The organism is Paraburkholderia phymatum (assembly GCF_040965635.1).
Lineage (GTDB): Bacteria > Pseudomonadota > Gammaproteobacteria > Burkholderiales > Burkholderiaceae > Paraburkholderia > Paraburkholderia phymatum_B.
Map to the genome: position 1 here is coordinate 54,196 of NZ_JBFRCH010000020.1, position 17,779 is coordinate 71,974.

Genomic DNA, 17,779 nt, shown 5'->3' on the forward strand with positions numbered 1-17,779 from the left:
ATCATTGACGGATGGTTCGCAAATCACATTTCGATCCGCAGCGCGTGCGCGAGGAAATCGCGATCGCAGCTGCGAGAATGATCGCCGAAGACGGTCTCGACTACTCGACGGCCAAGCGCAAGGCTGCGCGGCAAGTCGTCGGGGAGACGCGCGTCGCGGGCGAATGGCTGCCGGATAACGACCAGATCGAGGAAGAAATCCGGGAATACCAGTCGCTGTTTCAGGGCGACAGCCAGCCGGCCGTGCTGCGCCGCCTGAGAGAAATTGCGCTGGACTGGATGCAGCGGCTCGCGCCGTTCAATCCTTATCTGACGGGGGCCGTGTTGGGCGGTACGGCTGGCGAGCATTCCGACATACATCTGCAAGCGTTCTGCGATAACCCGAAGGAAGTCGCCATTTACCTGCTGGATGCGAATGTGCAGTACGACGTTTCCGAAACCCGGCACTTTGCGGGGCGCGGATACGTCGAAACATTGAGCTTTCTCTGGCGTCCGACCGATGAAGGACGGGACGCCGAGCCCGTCGGTATCCACGTCGCGCTGTACAGCACCGATGACCTGCGCGGCGCAGTGCGAGCCGACGCGCGGGGCCGGCTCGCAAGGGCCGACGTTCGCGCAGTGCAGGCGCTGATCGACGAGAGCGACGGCTCGCCTTTCCTCTAACTGACACACTCTCTATATATGAAGCGCATTCTGGCAATCGCGACTGTGGCCGTCGTCGCAACGGTGGGAGGAGCAGTAGCGAGCCACTGGTTCCTCGGCAGCAACGACCTCGCGGGCGTCGCGAACGCCGCGCCCGCCGACAACAACGCCGTCAACCAGCTGTGGTCGGCGAACGTCACGAACGCGGACGGCAAGCCGCAGTCGCTCGCCGGGTTCAAGGGCCATCCCGTCGTCGTCAACTTCTGGGCGTCGTGGTGTGGACCGTGCGTCGAGGAAATGCCGTCGCTGTCGCAGTTGCATAAGGAATACGCGAAGAAAGGCATCGAGTTCGTGGGACTCGGCGTCGACTCGGATAAGAACGTGAAGGCGTTCCTTCAGAAAGTGCCCGTCGACTACCCGATTTTCGTCGCCGGATTCGGCGGCGCTGACCTCGCCCGCGCATTCGGCAACAACGCGGGCGGTTTGCCTTATACCGTCGTAATTGACGCAAAAGGGGTCGTACGGTCGACAAAATTAGGACAGGTCAAGCCCGACGAGCTGAAACGGACGCTCGACGCGCTGTGACGTCGACAACTTATTGACGTTTAGTTGAGAACGTTTGGGTCCAGGTTGCCCGACATTCGAGCGGAATTGTCGGAAGTTCGGCCAGTTGCGGCTATCCCGGAAAGGCGCCGGATCGTCGCGGGTGCTCGAGAAACTAGACAAATTTCTCTAATCAGCGCTAAAGTGCGGCCAATTCCACGGAAAACGAAGCGACCATGACGCGACTGCTGGTTCTGCACGGCCCCAATCTCAATCTTCTCGGCACCCGGGAACCTGAGGTGTATGGCCGCGTCACGCTCCCGCAGATCGATCAGGCGCTCGCCGACCGCGCAGCCGACGCCGGCGTCGAACTGGCCACCTTCCAGAGCAATCACGAAGGCGCACTCGTCGATCGCATCCAGGCCGCCCGGACCGAGAAGACCGATTTCATCCTGATTAATCCCGCCGCGTACACGCATACGAGCGTAGCGATCCGGGACGCACTAGCGGGCGTCGGCATCCCGTTCGTCGAGATTCATCTGTCGAACGTGCATCGTCGAGAACCGTTCAGGCATCACTCGTATTTCTCCGACCAGGCAGAGGGCGTGATTTGCGGCCTCGGCTGGAAGGGTTATCTGTACGCACTCGAATACGCGCTCGACCGGTTGTCCGTTCAGACAGCCGGGACGTCGCGCGACTGACAACCCAAAACACGAATTCAGCGCCGGCGGCATCCCGCCGGCGCTTCACGCATTGAAAGGGGAAGCCCATGGATCTACGTAAACTGAAGACTCTGATCGACCTCGTCTCCGAGTCCGGCATTTCCGAACTCGAAGTGACCGAGGGCGAAGGCAAGGTGCGCATCGTCAAGAACGCGCCGCCGGTTTACGTCCAGCAACCCGGCAACTTCGCGCCGCAATTCCCGGCGACGGCATCCGCGCCTGGCGTTCATCCGGCGGAAGCACCCGCCGTCGCCGGGCCGGCCACGCCGGCCGCCGCTGCGCCGCAGGGTCACGTCGTGACCTCGCCGATGGTCGGCACGTTCTATCGCGCGCCGTCGCCGGGTGCCGATCCGTTCGTGCAGGTGGGCGACGCCGTCAAGGAAGGCCAGACGATCTGCATCATCGAAGCGATGAAGCTGCTGAACGAAATCGAGTCGGATCAGGCTGGCGTCATCAAGGAAATCCTCGTCGAGAACGGGCAGGCAGTCGAATACGGCCAGCCGCTCTTCGTGATCGGCTGACGCGGCGCTTTTTAGCCGTACGCCATCCGCGCGCCCTCCTTCTTCGGGCGCGCACCGATCCTCTGTGGCAGACGCGCTTCTGGAAGCAATTGCGCAACCGACACGCGGCGCCCATTGATGAGTCGAATATCCGCTATGTTTGAAAAAATCCTCATTGCCAATCGCGGCGAAATCGCGCTCCGTATTCAGCGCGCGTGCCGCGAACTCGGCGTCAAGACGGTCGTCGTCTATTCCGAAGCCGACAAGGAAGCCAAATACGTGAAGCTCGCCGACGAGGCGGTCTGCATCGGACCGGCGCCGTCGAACCTGAGCTATCTGAACATGCCCGCGCTGATCAGCGCGGCGGAAGTGACGGACGCCGAGGCGATTCACCCCGGCTACGGCTTCCTCTCCGAGAACGCGGACTTTGCCGAGCGCGTCGAGCAATCGGGCTTCGTGTTCATCGGCCCGCGCCCCGACACGATTCGCCTGATGGGCGACAAGGTCACGGCAAAGCAGACGATGATCAAGACGGGCGTGCCGTGCGTGCCCGGATCGGAAGGCGCATTGCCGGATGATCCGAAGGAAATCGTGAAGATTGCGCGCGCGATCGGCTATCCGGTGATCATCAAGGCGGCGGGCGGCGGCGGCGGCCGCGGCATGCGCGTCGTGCACACGGAAGCCGCGCTCGTCAACGCCGTCAACATGACGCGCGAAGAAGCCGGCCGCGCGTTCGGCAATCCGCAGGTCTACATGGAGAAATACCTGGAGAACCCGCGGCACATCGAAATCCAGGTGCTCGCCGATTCGTTCAAGAACGCGCTCTGGCTCGGCGAACGCGACTGCTCGATGCAGCGCCGTCACCAGAAGGTGATCGAGGAAGCGCCGGCGCCCGGCATCGCGCGACGCCTGATCGAGCGCATCGGCGACCGCTGCGCGGATGCGTGCAAGAAGATGGGCTACCTCGGCGCGGGCACGTTCGAATTCCTGTACGAGAACGGTGAGTTCTACTTCATCGAAATGAACACGCGCGTGCAGGTCGAGCACCCCGTCACCGAACTGATCACGGGCATCGACATCGTTCAGGAACAGATCCGCATCGCTGCCGGCGAGAAGCTCGCGCTCCGCCAGCGCGACATTCAGTTCCGCGGACATGCAATCGAGTGCCGTATCAACGCCGAAGATCCGTTCAAGTTCATTCCGTCGCCTGGGCGTCTTACGTCGTGGCATATGCCGGGCGGCCCCGGTATTCGCGTCGATTCGCACGCGTACAACGGCTATTTCGTGCCGCCGAACTATGATTCGATGATCGGCAAGCTGATCGCTTACGGCGCGACGCGCGAGCAGGCGATCAGCCGGATGCGCATCGCGCTGTCGGAAATGGTGGTCGAAGGCATTCAGACCAACATTCCGCTGCATCGCGAGCTAATGCTCGACGCGAAGTTCGTCGAAGGCGGCACGAGCATCCATTACCTCGAAAACCGGCTGGCCGCGAAGCTGCAGGCCGCACCGGAAGAAGCGTAAGCAATGAGCTACCGGGAACTGATCGTCGAACTCGCGCGCGAACACGCGGAAGCGTTGTCGGATGCACTGCTCGAACTGGGCGCGCTGTCGGTGTCCGTCGAAGACGCGGATGCCGACACGCCCGACGAGCAGCCGCTATTCGGCGAGCCCGGTCTCACGCCGGAGCGCACCGCGTGGACGCATTCGCGCGTGATCGCGCTGCTCGCGCCCGAGCACGAGCCGGCGGTACTGCTCGCGGCCGCCGCGAACGAACTCTGTCTCGCCGACACGCCGTCGTTCAGCGTGCGCGAAGTCGAGGAGCAGGACTGGGTGCGTCTCACGCAATCCCAGTTCGATCCGATTCCGATCGGCGAGCGCGTCTGGGTCGTGCCGTCGTGGCACGCTGCACCCGATCCCGATGCGCTGGTGCTCGAACTCGATCCCGGCCTCGCGTTCGGCACGGGAAGCCACCCGACGACACGTCTGTGCATGGAGTGGCTGGAGCAATCGGTGAAGAAAGGCGAGTCGGTGCTCGACTATGGCTGCGGCTCGGGCATTCTCGCGATTCTTGCGAAGAAATGCGGCGCGGACCCGGTAATCGGCATCGACATCGACCCGCAAGCGGTCGAGTCGGCGCGCCAGAACAGCGAGCGCAATCACGCCGACGTCACGTACGGTCTACCCGACGATTGCCCCGCGGGCGAGTTCGATATCGTCGTGGCGAACATTCTGTCGAACCCGCTGAAACTGATGGCGTCGATGCTGTCGTCGAAGGTGAAGCCGGGCGGACGCATTGCGCTGTCGGGCATTCTCGCGCGCCAGGCTGAAGAGGTCGCGCTCATCTATCGGCAATGGATCGACATCGCCGTATGGCGTGAACACGAGGGCTGGGTCTGCCTTGCAGGTACCCGACGCGAAAGCCATTAGAATAAGGCATATCTGTCAGCTTCCGGCCCCTTAACGGCTAACCGGTCAATCGACTCAATATGCTTCTAGCGACACGCTGTCCCTTCTGTAAAACCGCTTTCAAGCTCCAGCCGGAGCAGCTCACGCTGCGCCGCGGGCTCGTTCGTTGTGGCCATTGCCACGAGGTATTCGACGCATCGAACAATCTCTTTGATGTGACCAACGGCACGAGCGTCGATAAAGCAAAGCGCGTGTCGATCGACGATGTGACCGCGTACACGCTCGATAAACTGGCGAACGGCGGGCGAGCGCCCGCGCGTGATGGTACCGCTCCCGCTGTCGAACCTGCTGCACCTGCCGATACCGATACGCATCGCGCCGAGCAGCCGGCCAAAGATGCGGGGATGCACGCCGCGGAATCCGCTTCGCCGCACGCCGCTGAAGCTACGGCAGCCCCCCCCACCGCGCATCTGGCAGAAACCAGCAGCGAGCATGCTGCAAAGCCGTTCGCAAGCAACGAGGCTGTACGGCACGAAGAAGCGCCGGCCGGTCACGCCGCGGCGCAAGCGCACGTCGACAAAGCGCCCGTCGAAGCCAGAGACACGGCGCCCGCGCACGGCACGCCAACCGCCGGCTCGCCCGACTTCCGCGCGGAAGCATGGAACCCGTGGGCAGCGTCGCCCGATGCGTCGATCGACGGACGCATCCGCCACAATGCATCGACGATTCCGCTCAAGCCCGTCACGATTCCGAGTTCCGCTCAGCCGCCTCTGACGCTCGAACTGACCGACTCGGAGCCGCTGAATGCGGAAAAGGCGGCCGCGCGCAAACCGGTCGAGCCGCACGTCGAGCAGAAGGCCGCGCCGCCTGCCGAAACGCGAGCGGAGCCGAAGGTCGAACCGTCGATCGCCACGCAAGCTCAGCCGAAGATCGAGCCGTCAGGCGATGCGCAAGCTCGGCCGAAGGTCGAACCGTCAGGCGACGCGCAAGCCCAGCCGAAGGTCGAGCCGTCAGGCGACACACAAGCCCAGCCGAAGGTCGAACCGTCAGGCGACGCACAAGCTCAGCCGAAGGTCGCGCGATCTGCCGAATCACCTGCTGCGCCGAAGACAGAGCCGACCTTCGAAGCCTCGCCCGAACGCGTGCTCGAGCAGGAAATCGCGGAGCCGCCGCCGCATACGTGGCGCGCAGCGGAGCCCGCTCGCGAATCGGCGCGCGCACCCGATGCCGGAACAGCGGGCGCAGCGAAGGCCGAAGCCGACGCGTCGCTGCACGAGCCATTGCACGAGCCGCTGCACGAAACCTTGCACGAAGGGCTGTACGAGCCGCTTCGCGACAAGCGGCACAAACCCTTTTTCGACCCCGATGACAGCGCGGCCGTTCCGTCTGGCGACGATCACCGGGACCGCGAGCCCCACTTCGGCTCACCTGCTGAAGAACACGATCACGAGCCGCACTTCGGCGCGGGCGCGCGCAAGCCGTTCGCCGCCGCGCCCGACGATGACGACGACGCCTTCGCCGTCCGGCGCGAGCCGCTCGGACAAGACTCGCGCCGCATCGCGTGGCAGGCCGTCGGTGGAGTCGTGATCGCCGTGCTGGCCGTTTTGCTGCTCGCGCAGCTCGCATGGTGGCAACGCGAATCGGTGATGGTCGTGTGGCCCGGTGCGCAGCCGCTCTTCGTGAAGGCTTGCGCGAACCTGGGCTGCAAGGTCGGACCGCCGCGCGATATCGACGGCCTGCTGGTCGAGCCGTCCGATCTGCGCCAGATCGACGGGCCGCACAAGCTCGAATTGAGGATGCCGCTGCGCAACCGCTTCGACATCGCGCTCGCCTATCCCGCCGTCGAACTGACGCTGCTTGACGAGAACAACAACGTCGCCGTGCGGCGCGTGCTGTGGCCGCAAGACTATGTGAAGCCCGGCACGCCGATTGCGGCGGGCCTGCCCGCCCGCACGACGCAGACGATGATCGTGCGCCTCGACACCGGCAACGCCGTCGCCTCGAATTTCCGCGTGCAGATTTTCTATCCGTAACGGGTATCTCTGCGGCGCAAGCTGGTTACACCCGCGCATCCGGCACGAACCGGGCGCGCATCCCGTCAATCCCTGACGAATCTTCGGAGCACAACATGAGTCAAGTCACGCTGGGTGGCAACCCGATCGAAGTCGCTGGCAAGTTCCCGTCCGTCGGCCAGAAGGCGCCCGCCTTCACGCTCATCGGCAAGGATCTGAAGCCGCTCTCACTCGCCGATTTCGCCGGCAAGCGCAAGGTGCTGAACATCGTCCCGAGTCTCGACACGCCGACCTGCGCAACGTCGACGCGCAAGTTCAACGAAGCAGCCGCGAAGCTGAGCAACACAGCCGTGATCGTCGTGTCGGGCGACCTGCCGTTCGCCGCTTCGCGCTTCTGCACGACGGAAGGGATCGAAAACGTCGTGACGGCCTCGACGTTCCGCGGCCACGAGTTCGCGCAAGCGTATGGCGTCGACGTGACGAGCGGCCCGCTGACGGGCCTCACGGCACGCGCCGTCGTCGTCCTCGATGAAAACGACAAGGTCGTGCACGCCGAGCTCGTCGGCGAAATCAAGAACGAACCGAACTACGACGCAGCGCTCGCCGCGCTGAAGTAAGCTTCACGCTCGCGTCGACACAGCGCCGCTCCCGCATCGCCCGGGAGCGGCGCTGTCACATCGTCGCATCCTTTTCCCTCCGACCGATACTTATAGGAACGCTCGCTTTGGCTACGCTGATTTGCGGCTCGCTCGCCTACGACAACATCATGACCTTCGAAGGGCGCTTTCGGGAGCACATCCTGCCGGAACAGGTCCACATCCTGAACGTCAGCTTCCTCGTGCCGACGATGCGTCGCGAATTTGGCGGCTGTGCGGGCAATATCGCGTACTCGCTGCATCTGCTCGGCGGCGACGCGCGCATCATGGCGACGCTCGGCGCGGTCGACGCGCAGCTGTACATCGATCGCCTCGATATGCTCGGACTGTCGAAAGAGCATGTGCGCGTGCTGCCCGACACCTACTCGGCGCAGGCGATGATCACGACCGACCTCGAGAACAATCAGATCACCGCGTTCCACCCGGGCGCGATGATGCAGTCGCATCTGAACCGCGCCGACCAGCCGGACGTGAAGCTCGGCATCGTTGCGCCGGACGGCTTCGACGGCATGATCCAGCACTCCGAACAGTTCGCGGCGGCGGGCATTCCGTTCATCTTCGATCCGGGCCAAGGGCTGCCGCTGTTCGACGGCGCGTCGCTGCGCCGCATGATTGAACTTGCCACCTACGTGGCAGTCAATGACTACGAAGCCGCGCTCGTGAGCAACAAGACGGGCTGGTCGATCGAAGAGATCGCAAGCCGTGTCGATGCGCTGATCGTGACGCGCGGCGAACACGGTGCGCAGATTCATCACTCGGGCGGCATCGAAGAGATTCCGGCCGTCAAGGCAAAGCAGGTGCTGGACCCCACGGGTTGCGGCGACGCCTTCCGGGGCGGCCTGCTGCACGGCATCGAGAAGGGTCTCGGCTGGGCAACCACGGGCCGTCTCGCGAGTCTGATGGGCGCGCTCAAGATCGAACATCAAGGGCCGCAAAACTATGCGCCTTCGCGCGCGGAGATCAACGACCGGTTCAAGCAGGCATTCAGTTACGAACTGCCCGCGGGCGCGTGACGCGCATACGCCGCGCCTGGTCAGTCGGGTTTGAGGGCTCGGAGAAGCGAGCCCGTTTGGAGTCAAGGGAATGAAAACAACAAGTCGTACTACTGTGGGCCGTCTGATACTGGGCGTGGTGATCGTCAGTTCGCTTGCCGTGACAGGCTGCGCGTACAACAGCAGTTCCGCCGACGTGTACACGTCATCGCAAGCGCAACGTGAAGAGACCGTACGCATGGGCATCGTCGACAGCGTGCGTGCCGTAAAGATCAGCACGAACAACGGTCAGCCGAGCGGCATTGGCGCAGTGGGCGGCGGCGCGCTCGGCGCGGTCGCGGGCAGCGCGATCGGCGGCGGCCGTGGCTCAATCCTGACGGGCATCGTCGGCGGGCTGGCGGGCGCCGTCGCAGGCAACACGATCGAGAACAGCACCGCTATGCGCGATGGCGTCGAGATCACGGTGCGCCTCGACAACGGCGACATGCGCGCGATCACGCAAAGCGCGACAGGCGAACTCTTCCAGGCCGGCGAGCGCGTGCGTCTGCTGTCGAGCGGCGGCGTGACCCGCGTGACCCACTGACCCGTTCCCACAGACGCAATCCATTTCCCCGCCGACGGCGCGCTCTCGCGCCGTGACGGCAGCCTCACACGCATGTGCTCCCCTGCGCATTCGTTTTTTTTCGTCTCTCGATTGCGCATCGCCGCATGAGCTGCGCATCCTTCGACTGACTTTGCCGCGCGCGAGCCCATCGCGTCGACGACGGCATGAAACACAAGACGCACAAGTCGAACAGCAGACGAAAAAATCCCGCCGCCAGTCGCCCGGCGGCGGGATCAGTTTGATTGAGTAGCCCTACTCAATCGCCGGACGCATGCTGGATACGTCCGTTGCGGCATCGGCTCTTACGGACGGCTGCCCGTCGGGAACGGCCATGCTGCAGCCGGGTTCAACGCGGTCTTGACCGTAGCAGCCGGCGCCGTCGAAGCAGCGGGCGCAGCGGGAGCAGGTGCTGCCTTCTTCGCAACAGCCTTCTTCGCAGGAGCAGCCTTCTTCGCAGGGGCAGCGGCCTTTTTCGCGGCAGCCTTCTTCGCGGGCGCAGCCTTTTTGGCAGCAGCCTTCTTAGCGGGCGCCTTCTTCGCAGCGGCCTTCTTCGCCGGCGCTGCCTTCTTCGCAGCAACCTTCTTTACGGCGACTTTCTTCGCTGCAACTTTCTTCGCTGCAACTTTCTTCGCTGCGACCTTCTTTGCAGCGGCCTTCTTCGCCGGTGCTGCCTTCTTCGCAGCAACCTTCTTCACGGCGACTTTCTTTGCTGCAACCTTCTTCGCTGCGACCTTCTTTGCAGCTGCCTTCTTCGCCGGTGCCGCCTTCTTCGCAGCAACCTTCTTCACGGCGACTTTCTTCGCTGCAACCTTCTTCACAGCGGCCTTCTTAGCCGGTGCTGCCTTCTTGGCGGGAGCCGCCTTCTTCGCGACGACCTTCTTTGCTGCAGCCTTCTTGGCTGCCGGCTTCTTCTTGGCGAGTGCCATCATTTTCTCCTTCAGGTTTCAGATGAGAGTCAGTTCAAACTACACCCTTCGTCAAAACCCGCTTCCCGCGGACGCTTCTCACGGCGGCCACTGCGAAGCGGGCTATTCATCGGCGTACGCAGCTCCAGCGCGCTTACGCTAATGAATACGGTAAGGCGCGCCGTGCCATCGGGCACAGCGCGCCAAGTCCAGTCGGCATCGGATGTCGATGCCGCCAATCGTTTGATCGAGCCGCTCGCTTTCGCGCGGACGGCTTTTTCCGGGGGGAAGTTTGCCCATCCCACTGAAGGGTTCGCAAAGTGCCTGTAATCTTTATGGGCCGCGGCATTCCGCGGCGCACCGGGCACGCTCTGCATCAGGCGGTCATGCTCCTCATCAAACTTGCCGCGGCACGGCCGGCGGCAACCCCATCAAATACATACGCGACGCGTTGGGCTACTCCCAGGACAGCGCGCCACCGGTCTGATATTCGATAACCCGAGTCTCGAAGAAATTGCGTTCCTTCTTCAGGTCGATCATCTCGCTCATCCACGGGAACGGGTTTTCCTCGTTCGGGAACAGCGGATCGATACCGATCTGCTGGCAACGACGGTTGCAGATGAAGCGCAGATAGCTCTTGAACATCGATGCGTTGAGGCCGAGCACCCCGCGCGGCATCGTGTCTTCTGCGTAGCGATATTCGAGGTCGACCGCATGCCTGAAGATCTCGCGGATCTCCGCACGGAACTCCGGCGTCCACAGGTGCGGGTTTTCGAGTTTGATCTGGTTGATCAGGTCGATGCCGAAATTGCAGTGCATCGACTCGTCGCGCAGGATGTATTGGTACTGTTCCGCCGCGCCCGTCATCTTGTTCTGGCGGCCGAGCGCCAGGATCTGGGTAAAGCCGACGTAGAAGAACAGACCTTCCATCACGCACGCGAACACGATCAGCGACTTGAGCAGCTTCTGGTCTGCTTCGAGCGTGCCCGTCTTGAAGGCCGGGTCGGTCAGCGTGTGGATGAACGGAATCAGGAATTCGTCTTTGTCGCGGATCGATGTAACTTCGTGATACGCGTTGAAGATTTCACCTTCGTCGAGACCGAGCGACTCGACGATGTACTGGTAAGCGTGCGTGTGGATCGCCTCTTCGAACGCCTGGCGCAGCAGGAACTGGCGGCATTCGGGCGCCGTGATGTGACGGTACGTGCCGAGAACGATGTTGTTCGCCGCGAGCGAGTCGGCCGTCACGAAAAAGCCGAGGTTGCGCTTCACGATGCGGCGCTCGTCTTCTGTCAGCCCGTTCGGGTCTTTCCAGAGCGCGATGTCGCGGGACATGTTGATTTCCTGCGGCATCCAGTGGTTCGCGCAACCGGACAGATACTTCTCCCACGCCCATTTGTACTTGAACGGCACCAGCTGATTGACGTCAGTCTGACCGTTGATGATGCGCTTGTCGGCGACATTCACGCGAGCTTCGGGAGCGACAGCCGGCGCATTCGTTTGTGCTGGCGGAGCGATTGCGATGTCGTTTGCGAAGACTTGTTGAGCCGAGGGAGCTTGATGAGCGGAACGCGATTGCACTTGCGAACCGACGGCCGGTCCCTCAGCGTTGCGCAGCACGTTCGGTTGCGTCGCACTCGAGGGAGTTACGGCAGTGATCTCGTCATCCCAGTTGAGCATAAATGTCACCATCAATTTAGATCGGTTTGTACCATCTTTTCACGAGCGTTAAAAGGGTCCGCTCATGAAAAATCCTGTTTTCGAATCGCGTTGCGACCTTCATACAACACTTTGTTCATGAGTCAGTGAAGGTCACTCGATGCGAGTCGATCGAAACGTGTGTCGATGTAGCGCGATGCACGATCGAACGAGCGTTGCTTCAGCGATGCGTGTGCGTTGCTTCGGCTTCGAAACGATTGCGTCTTCGTACACGTCGCGATGTTCTGTCGAAGCATGTCGGGCATGTGATGATCGCCCGCTCGTCCGCTGCTTCGCGTGCTGCATTCGGCTTGCGGCTTCGTGTTTCCTCGCAGCCATCAACCGACATGTAGCACGTGATGTTCCTCGCTGCTTTGCCTGGCTGACTGCCCCGGCACATCGCCGCGCAAACTGCGCGATGAATCGCCTGATCGAAGTGCTGCTCGAGTTTCGGCTCTTGCGCGTCACGCCCGCTCGAAGCGCATCGGCTTCTGCTTTCGCGGCGCGTCATCGAAGTCTTGCCCTGAGTCTTGCTCGACGTCCGGCGTGCGTGCTGCTTCGACTTCGTTTCTCGATGAGCGGCGCGCTCCACCTGCGCCGCTCATCTCTTTCTGCGCGCCACCGGCGAGGACCGGCGGCGGGTTACTGCTTGCTGCCGCTTCCTGCTGACAGCGGTACTGCGTGCTGACCGCGCGTGCTTACTGGCAGGCTTCGCACTCTTCGAAGCCAGGGTCGCCCGGACGCATCATGCAGACAGGACCATCCGCTTCGGGTGCTGCTGCGGGCACTGCCGTTGCTGCCGCGGCCGATGCCTGGAAGCCGCCCGTCACGCCCGACGAAGCCGCACCGCCGCCGACACCGAAGCCACCCGCTGCGCCGCCTTCGCCACCATCGCCCGACGGCACCGCGTTCAGCGCGCCGTGCGCGACCGTCGACTTCTCGACGTGCGTCGCCGCCATCGTGCGCAGGTAGTACGTCGTCTTCAGGCCGCGCAGCCATGCGAGCTTGTAGACCTCGTCGAGCTTCTTGCCCGACGCGCCCGCCATATAGATGTTCAGCGACTGCGCCTGGTCGATCCACTTCTGACGGCGCGACGCCGCTTCGACCAGCCACGTTGCATCGACTTCGAACGCGGTCGCGTAGATCGCGCGCAGGTCGGCCGGCACACGGTCGATGCGCGACAGCGAGCCGTCGAAGTACTTCAGGTCGGCGACCATCACTTCGTCCCACAGACCGCGTGCCTTCAGGTCACGCACGAGGTAGTCGTTCACCACCGTGAATTCGCCCGACAGGTTCGACTTCACGTACAGGTTCTGGAACGTCGGCTCGATACATGCAGACACGCCGATGATGTTCGAGATCGTCGCCGTCGGCGCGATCGCGACGCAGTTCGAGTTGCGCATGCCATGCGTGGCGATGCGCGAACGCAGCGATGCCCAGTCCATCGATTCGCTCGAGTCCACGTCGACGTAGCCGCCGCGTGCGTCGGCGAGCAGCTTGAGCGTGTCCTGCGGGAGGATGCCGCGATCCCACAGCGAGCCGCGGTAGGTCGAGTAGCGGCCGCGCTCTTCCGCCAGTTCCGTCGACGCCCAGTACGCGTAGTAGCAGACGGCTTCCATCGAACGGTCGGCGAACTCGACGGCTTCCCGCGATGCGTACGGCGTGCGCAGCACGTGCAGGCAGTCCTGGAAGCCCATGATGCCCATGCCGACGGGGCGATGCTTCAGGTTCGAGTTACGCGCCTTCGCGACCGCGTAGTAGTTGATGTCGATGACGTTGTCGAGCATGCGCATCGCGACGCTGATCGTGCGCTTCAGCTTGTCGTGATCGAGCGCGAGCGTGCCGTCGGCCTGCTCCTTCAGGTGCGCGACCAGGTTCACGGAGCCCAGGTTGCAGACGGCGATTTCGGCGTCGCTCGTGTTCAGCGTGATTTCCGTGCACAGGTTCGACGAGTGGACGACGCCGACGTGCTGTTGCGGCGAGCGCACATTGCACGGGTCCTTGAACGTGATCCACGGATGACCCGTTTCGAACAGCATGCCGAGCATCTTGCGCCACAGCTGCGCGGCCGGAATCTTCTTGAACAGCTTGATCTCGCCGCGCGCGACCTTGTCTTCGTAAGCCGTGTAAGCCGCTTCGAACTCGGCGCCGAACTTGTCGTGCAGGTCCGGGCAGGTGGACGGCGAGAACAGCGTCCAGTCGCCGCCTTCGAGCACGCGCTTCATGAACAGATCGGGAATCCAGTTCGCCGTGTTCATGTCGTGCGTGCGGCGACGGTCGTCACCCGTGTTCTTGCGCAACTCGAGGAATTCTTCGATGTCGAGGTGCCACGATTCCAGGTACGCGCACACCGCGCCCTTGCGCTTGCCGCCCTGGTTCACGGCGACAGCCGTATCGTTGACGACCTTCAGGAACGGCACCACGCCTTGCGACTTGCCGTTGGTGCCTTTGATGTGCGAGCCGAGCGCGCGCACGCGCGTCCAGTCGTTGCCGAGACCGCCGGCGAACTTCGACAGCAACGCGTTTTCCTTCAGCGCTTCGTAGATGCCGTCGAGGTCGTCGTCGACGGTCGTCAGATAGCACGACGACAACTGCGAGCGGCGCGTGCCCGAGTTGAACAGCGTCGGCGTCGACGACATGAAGTCGAAGCTCGACAGCACGTTGTAGAACTCGATCGCGCGCGCTTCGCGGTCGATCTCGTTCAGCGAGAGGCCCATCGCGACACGCATAAAGAATGCCTGGGGCATTTCGATGCGCGTGCCGTCGACGTGCAGGAAGTAGCGGTCATACAGCGTCTGCAGGCCGAGGTAGCCGAACTGCAGGTCGCGGTCCGCGTCGAGCGCGGCGCCGAGACGCTTCAGGTCGAACTGCAGCAGCTTGTCGTCGAGCAGCTCGGCTTGCACGCCGCGCTTGATGAAGAGCGGGAAGTACTCGGCATAGCGGCCGGCCATTTCGGCTTGCGTGACTTCCTCTTCGAGGATCTCGCGGCGGATCGTGTGCAGCAGGATGCGAGACGTGGCCTGGCTGTACGCCGGGTCCTTCTCGATCATCGTGCGCGCAGCGAGGATGGCCGAGTCGTAGACCTGGCTCATCGGCACGCCGTCGTACAGGTTCTTCACCGTCTCGGCGACGATCGGCTCCGCGTTCACCGCATCGCCCAGGTTCGCGCACGCCGATTCGATCAGGCCGCGCAGCGCCGGCAGATCGAGCGGACGCGTGATGCCGTTGTCGGTCACATTGAGCCCCGGCGCGCCTGCGGGCGCTTCCGCCTCATGACCGCGCTCCTGGCTGCGCTTCTCGCGATACAGCACGTAGGCACGCGCGACGTTGTGCTCGCCCGTGCGCATCAGCGCGAGTTCGACCTGATCCTGAATGTCTTCGATATGGAACGTGCCGCCATTCGGACGGCTGCGCACGAGCGCGCGGACGACGTTCTGCGTGAGCTGTTCGACCAGCTCGCGAACGCGCGCCGACGCCGCGCCCTGACCACCGTTGACGGCCAGAAACGCCTTCGTCACCGCGATGGCGATCTTCGACGGCTCGAACGACACTACGCTGCCGTTGCGACGGATCACCTTGTAGTCGGCATAGCCCGTCTGCGGCGCGAGCGCCTGGGCGCCCTGTGCGAGCCCTTCGACGGGGCGGCCAGTGGGTGCGCCCTCGAACCGGGTCGTCACGTTGTCGGTCGTTTGCATGTGCAAAGCTCCTGGTCTTGGAATGGTGCGGAGTGATCCGCGGATTAGTACAAACGCTGCGCCACCCCGGACGCATGCGATAGGGCAAAAGAAAAGAGGTAGCGGGAACCGTAAAGCGGAGTGGCCGGATGCGACAGATCCGTTGGGACGTACGCCTTCATCATGTGTGTCGCGATCACTGACTGCGCCCTTTTCTTCGAAGCTGCGGGCGCGCCGGCTCTCTCAACCGACTGCGCCGCATCAAGTTTTTTCAATGCCGGGAATGCTGACGGCGCCATGCTCACGGAGCGGGGCGCCGCCTGATCAACACAAGATATAGTGCATCGACTGCATTACGGCACGAAGTATAGTGTACTGAACGGCTATCGCAAATTGTTTTATTTGGTCAGACGGTATTGACTTTTGGGTAGTCCGCGCCGGATGAAGGCGACGACGAAACACAGCGATCTCGCGCCGTCGGCGCGGCATGATACGAACGCGAAGTGACGCGCTTACGACGTTATCGGCGCGCGCGACGACGGATGCAGATAGGGGAAGTACCGATCGGCGAGCGCCGCGTCGCGTTGCAGACGCGACCAGTCGAAGTGCGGACCGGGATCGGTCTTGCGGCCGGGCGCGATGTCGGCGTGGCCGGCGAGCGCGTCGATTGAATAGTGCGCGGCGAGCGCCTGCACGAGCGGTGCGAGCGTCTCGTATTGCGCTGCTTCGAACGGCGTCGTGTCACTGCCTTCGAGCTCGATGCCGATCGAGAAGTCGTTGCAGCGCTCGCGACCGAAGAAGTTCGACGCGCCCGCATGCCACGCGCGCTGGTCGCACGACACGTATTGCTCGAGCGCGCCGTCACGACGGATCACGAAATGCGCGGACACGCGCACATCGCGCAGATGCGCGTCGTAGTATGGATGCGCGTCGCAGTCGAGCCGGTTAAGGAAGAGATCGGTGATGCCCGCGCCGCCGAATTCGTTCGGCGGCAGGCTGATGTTATGAACGACGATCAGCGTGGGACGCGCGCTGTTCGGGCGTGCCTCGAAATTCGGCGACGGCAGCTTGTGCGCTTCGTTGACCCAGCCGTTTGCATCGACGGTGAAACGCGCGGCAGTTGCTGCCGTCATCGCGCGTTGCGGCCTGCGGGACGGGCGGCGTAGCGCTTCGCGTGATCGTGCGAGCAGAACGTCTGCCCGTCGACCAGGACGGAATCGCTCTTCGGTGCGTGCACGCCGCACTCGACGCAGCGGATCATCGGCTCGGCGAGCTGGCCCGCGGACTTGCCGTGCGCATGACCATGGCTGCGCGCGTCCGCGTGCGCATCGGCACCCGCATGACCGCCCGCGCCCGTGCGCGCCGTGCGCGACGAATCGGCGCGGCGCAGCGCCTTCACCAGCCACTGGCCGACGATGAACAACAGGATCAGCAAAAAGATTTGTCGCATGACACTCAGACCACAGGGCGGTGCAACAGCACCTCGAAAACGAAACGGCTACCGACATACGCGAGCAGCAGCGCGACGAACGACGCGAGCACCCAGCGCAACGCCGCGCGCCCACGCCAGCCGGACACTTTGCGCGCCGTCAGCAGCGCGCCGAACATGATCCACGAGAGAATCGCGAACACGGTCTTGTGATCGAGTTGCAACGCGCGGTCGGCGAGCTGTTCGTTGAACAGGATGCCGGAGAGCAGCGTCAGCGTGAGCAGCACAAAACCCGCGCCGATCAGACGGAACAGCAGCGTCTCAAGCGTGAGCAGCGGCGGCAGCGTATCGAGCCAGCTCGACAGCCAGCCGTTCGCGGCTGCCGCGCCTTGCCGCGCGAGCGTGCCGCCGCGCATCGCGTGCAGCCGGCGCTCGACGAGCAGCATCAGCACCGCGTGCAGCGCCGCGATCGCGAACAGACCATACGCGACGTTCGCGATCAGAAAGTGCAGCTTGAAGAGCGGATCGGCCGCGTACGACAGCACGTGAACGCCGCTGAACAGCAGCGGCAGCAGCGACGCGACGCAAGCCAGCGGCAGGACGAGCAGGCGCAGGCCGTCAAGCGGAAAGAAGAAACTCTCGACCCAGTAGATGCCCGCACCGAGCCAGAACATCGCGGAGAGCGCGAACGCGAAACCGAACACCATCGCGTCATGCGGGAAGATCGTCGTGTGCAGCAGCACGCCGTGTGCGAGCAGCGCGGCGAGCAGCACGATGCGCGTGGTCGTCGACATGCCCGCGGGTGCTTGCGATGACAGCCCTCGCCCGCCGCCCGCCGGCAGCGGCGCTGCGGACGAAACGGGTGACACGCTTTCGAGCATGGGCCGCACGGCCGTCTGGCGGTGCGCGCGCCAGCCCGCGACGGCGAGACCGCCGTACAGGAGCGCAGTGAGGGCATACAGTACAATATCCATATTCGAAGTTTACACTAGGC

The 17,779-nt window shown here is 63.5% G+C and carries 17 protein-coding genes; 10 read left to right on the forward strand and 7 right to left on the reverse strand.

Annotation, left to right across the window (positions count from 1 at the left end; all coding sequences use genetic code 11):
* Window positions 1-11: 11 nt before the first annotated feature.
* From AB4Y32_RS27075 to AB4Y32_RS27120, 10 genes are all read left to right on the forward strand, one after another.
* A complete protein-coding gene (locus tag AB4Y32_RS27075; RefSeq protein WP_368724311.1) occupies window positions 12-662 on the forward strand; it encodes a UDP-N-acetylmuramate--alanine ligase in 651 nt (216 codons plus the stop codon).
* A gap of 18 nt (window positions 663-680) precedes the next feature.
* Window positions 681-1,226, forward strand: coding sequence for a TlpA family protein disulfide reductase (locus AB4Y32_RS27080; RefSeq protein ID WP_368724312.1), 546 nt, complete (start codon window positions 681-683; stop codon window positions 1,224-1,226).
* A gap of 194 nt (window positions 1,227-1,420) precedes the next feature.
* Window positions 1,421-1,885: a type II 3-dehydroquinate dehydratase gene (gene aroQ, locus AB4Y32_RS27085; RefSeq protein WP_342935868.1), complete on the forward strand. Its 465-nt coding sequence runs from the start codon at window positions 1,421-1,423 to the stop codon at window positions 1,883-1,885.
* Window positions 1,886-1,953: 68 nt separating this feature from the next.
* Window positions 1,954-2,427, forward strand: coding sequence for an acetyl-CoA carboxylase biotin carboxyl carrier protein (accB, locus tag AB4Y32_RS27090; protein WP_368724313.1), 474 nt, complete (start codon window positions 1,954-1,956; stop codon window positions 2,425-2,427).
* Window positions 2,428-2,562: 135 nt separating this feature from the next.
* The gene (accC, locus tag AB4Y32_RS27095; RefSeq protein ID WP_087735195.1) at window positions 2,563-3,930 is read left to right on the forward strand and encodes an acetyl-CoA carboxylase biotin carboxylase subunit; all 1,368 of its coding nucleotides are present in this window, start codon (window positions 2,563-2,565) and stop codon (window positions 3,928-3,930) included.
* Window positions 3,931-3,933: 3 nt separating this feature from the next.
* Window positions 3,934-4,836, forward strand: a complete 903-nt coding sequence (gene prmA, locus AB4Y32_RS27100; RefSeq protein ID WP_368724314.1) for a 50S ribosomal protein L11 methyltransferase — start codon at window positions 3,934-3,936, stop codon at window positions 4,834-4,836.
* A 59-nt stretch (window positions 4,837-4,895) separates the two neighbouring features.
* Entirely contained in the window at window positions 4,896-6,848 is a 1,953-nt protein-coding gene (locus tag AB4Y32_RS27105; RefSeq protein WP_368724315.1) for a zinc-ribbon and DUF3426 domain-containing protein, read from the forward strand.
* A 95-nt stretch (window positions 6,849-6,943) separates the two neighbouring features.
* Entirely contained in the window at window positions 6,944-7,444 is a 501-nt protein-coding gene (tpx, locus tag AB4Y32_RS27110) for a thiol peroxidase (protein WP_368724316.1), read from the forward strand.
* A gap of 107 nt (window positions 7,445-7,551) precedes the next feature.
* On the forward strand, window positions 7,552-8,496 hold the full coding sequence (locus AB4Y32_RS27115; RefSeq protein WP_368724317.1) for a carbohydrate kinase family protein: 945 nt from the start codon (window positions 7,552-7,554) through the stop codon (window positions 8,494-8,496).
* A gap of 70 nt (window positions 8,497-8,566) precedes the next feature.
* Entirely contained in the window at window positions 8,567-9,058 is a 492-nt protein-coding gene (locus AB4Y32_RS27120) for a glycine zipper 2TM domain-containing protein (RefSeq protein WP_368724318.1), read from the forward strand.
* A 323-nt stretch (window positions 9,059-9,381) separates the two neighbouring features.
* On the opposite strand, the gene AB4Y32_RS27125 is transcribed toward AB4Y32_RS27120, so the two are convergent.
* The 7 genes from AB4Y32_RS27125 to AB4Y32_RS27155 form a co-directional block, all read right to left on the reverse strand.
* Window positions 9,382-10,005: a histone H1-like repetitive region-containing protein gene (locus AB4Y32_RS27125; RefSeq protein WP_342935874.1), complete on the reverse strand. Its 624-nt coding sequence runs from the start codon at window positions 10,003-10,005 to the stop codon at window positions 9,382-9,384.
* A 29-nt stretch (window positions 10,006-10,034) separates the two neighbouring features.
* Window positions 10,035-10,361 carry a hypothetical protein gene (locus AB4Y32_RS27130; protein WP_368724319.1) on the reverse strand — a complete coding sequence of 109 codons (327 nt, stop codon included), beginning with the start codon at window positions 10,359-10,361 and terminating at the stop codon, window positions 10,035-10,037.
* 79 nt (window positions 10,362-10,440) lie between these two features.
* Window positions 10,441-11,664, reverse strand: coding sequence for a ribonucleotide-diphosphate reductase subunit beta (locus AB4Y32_RS27135; RefSeq protein WP_368724320.1), 1,224 nt, complete (start codon window positions 11,662-11,664; stop codon window positions 10,441-10,443).
* 716 nt (window positions 11,665-12,380) lie between these two features.
* Window positions 12,381-15,377 carry a ribonucleoside-diphosphate reductase subunit alpha gene (locus tag AB4Y32_RS27140; protein WP_368724321.1) on the reverse strand — a complete coding sequence of 999 codons (2,997 nt, stop codon included), beginning with the start codon at window positions 15,375-15,377 and terminating at the stop codon, window positions 12,381-12,383.
* A 491-nt stretch (window positions 15,378-15,868) separates the two neighbouring features.
* Window positions 15,869-16,489 carry a 1,6-anhydro-N-acetylmuramyl-L-alanine amidase AmpD gene (ampD, locus tag AB4Y32_RS27145; RefSeq protein ID WP_368724322.1) on the reverse strand — a complete coding sequence of 207 codons (621 nt, stop codon included), beginning with the start codon at window positions 16,487-16,489 and terminating at the stop codon, window positions 15,869-15,871.
* Entirely contained in the window at window positions 16,486-16,806 is a 321-nt protein-coding gene (locus tag AB4Y32_RS27150; protein WP_368724323.1) for a PP0621 family protein, read from the reverse strand. The genes ampD and AB4Y32_RS27150 overlap by 4 nt, the downstream gene beginning before the upstream one ends.
* A gap of 5 nt (window positions 16,807-16,811) precedes the next feature.
* Window positions 16,812-17,759 (reverse strand): inner membrane protein YpjD, encoded by a 948-nt coding sequence (locus AB4Y32_RS27155; RefSeq protein WP_368724324.1) that lies wholly within the window; start codon window positions 17,757-17,759, stop codon window positions 16,812-16,814.
* Between the last annotated feature and the right edge of the window lie 20 nt (window positions 17,760-17,779).

Bases quoted from the DNA above. Each gene is read 5' to 3' on its own strand.
- AB4Y32_RS27150 (WP_368724323.1), bottom strand. From the start codon at position 16,806: ATGCGACAAATCTTTTTGCTGATCCTGTTGTTCATCGTCGGCCAGTGG.
- AB4Y32_RS27080 (WP_368724312.1), top strand. From the start codon at position 681: ATGAAGCGCATTCTGGCAATCGCGACTGTGGCCGTCGTCGCAACGGTG.
- accC (WP_087735195.1), top strand. From the start codon at position 2,563: ATGTTTGAAAAAATCCTCATTGCCAATCGCGGCGAAATCGCGCTCCGT.
- AB4Y32_RS27105 (WP_368724315.1), top strand. From the start codon at position 4,896: ATGCTTCTAGCGACACGCTGTCCCTTCTGTAAAACCGCTTTCAAGCTC.
- AB4Y32_RS27075 (WP_368724311.1), top strand. From the start codon at position 12: ATGGTTCGCAAATCACATTTCGATCCGCAGCGCGTGCGCGAGGAAATC.
- aroQ (WP_342935868.1), top strand. From the start codon at position 1,421: ATGACGCGACTGCTGGTTCTGCACGGCCCCAATCTCAATCTTCTCGGC.
- ampD (WP_368724322.1), bottom strand. From the start codon at position 16,489: ATGACGGCAGCAACTGCCGCGCGTTTCACCGTCGATGCAAACGGCTGG.
- AB4Y32_RS27135 (WP_368724320.1), bottom strand. From the start codon at position 11,664: ATGCTCAACTGGGATGACGAGATCACTGCCGTAACTCCCTCGAGTGCG.
- AB4Y32_RS27120 (WP_368724318.1), top strand. From the start codon at position 8,567: ATGAAAACAACAAGTCGTACTACTGTGGGCCGTCTGATACTGGGCGTG.
- prmA (WP_368724314.1), top strand. From the start codon at position 3,934: ATGAGCTACCGGGAACTGATCGTCGAACTCGCGCGCGAACACGCGGAA.
- accB (WP_368724313.1), top strand. From the start codon at position 1,954: ATGGATCTACGTAAACTGAAGACTCTGATCGACCTCGTCTCCGAGTCC.
- AB4Y32_RS27140 (WP_368724321.1), bottom strand. From the start codon at position 15,377: ATGCAAACGACCGACAACGTGACGACCCGGTTCGAGGGCGCACCCACT.
- AB4Y32_RS27130 (WP_368724319.1), bottom strand. From the start codon at position 10,361: ATGCAGAGCGTGCCCGGTGCGCCGCGGAATGCCGCGGCCCATAAAGAT.
- AB4Y32_RS27155 (WP_368724324.1), bottom strand. From the start codon at position 17,759: ATGGATATTGTACTGTATGCCCTCACTGCGCTCCTGTACGGCGGTCTC.
- tpx (WP_368724316.1), top strand. From the start codon at position 6,944: ATGAGTCAAGTCACGCTGGGTGGCAACCCGATCGAAGTCGCTGGCAAG.
- AB4Y32_RS27125 (WP_342935874.1), bottom strand. From the start codon at position 10,005: ATGGCACTCGCCAAGAAGAAGCCGGCAGCCAAGAAGGCTGCAGCAAAG.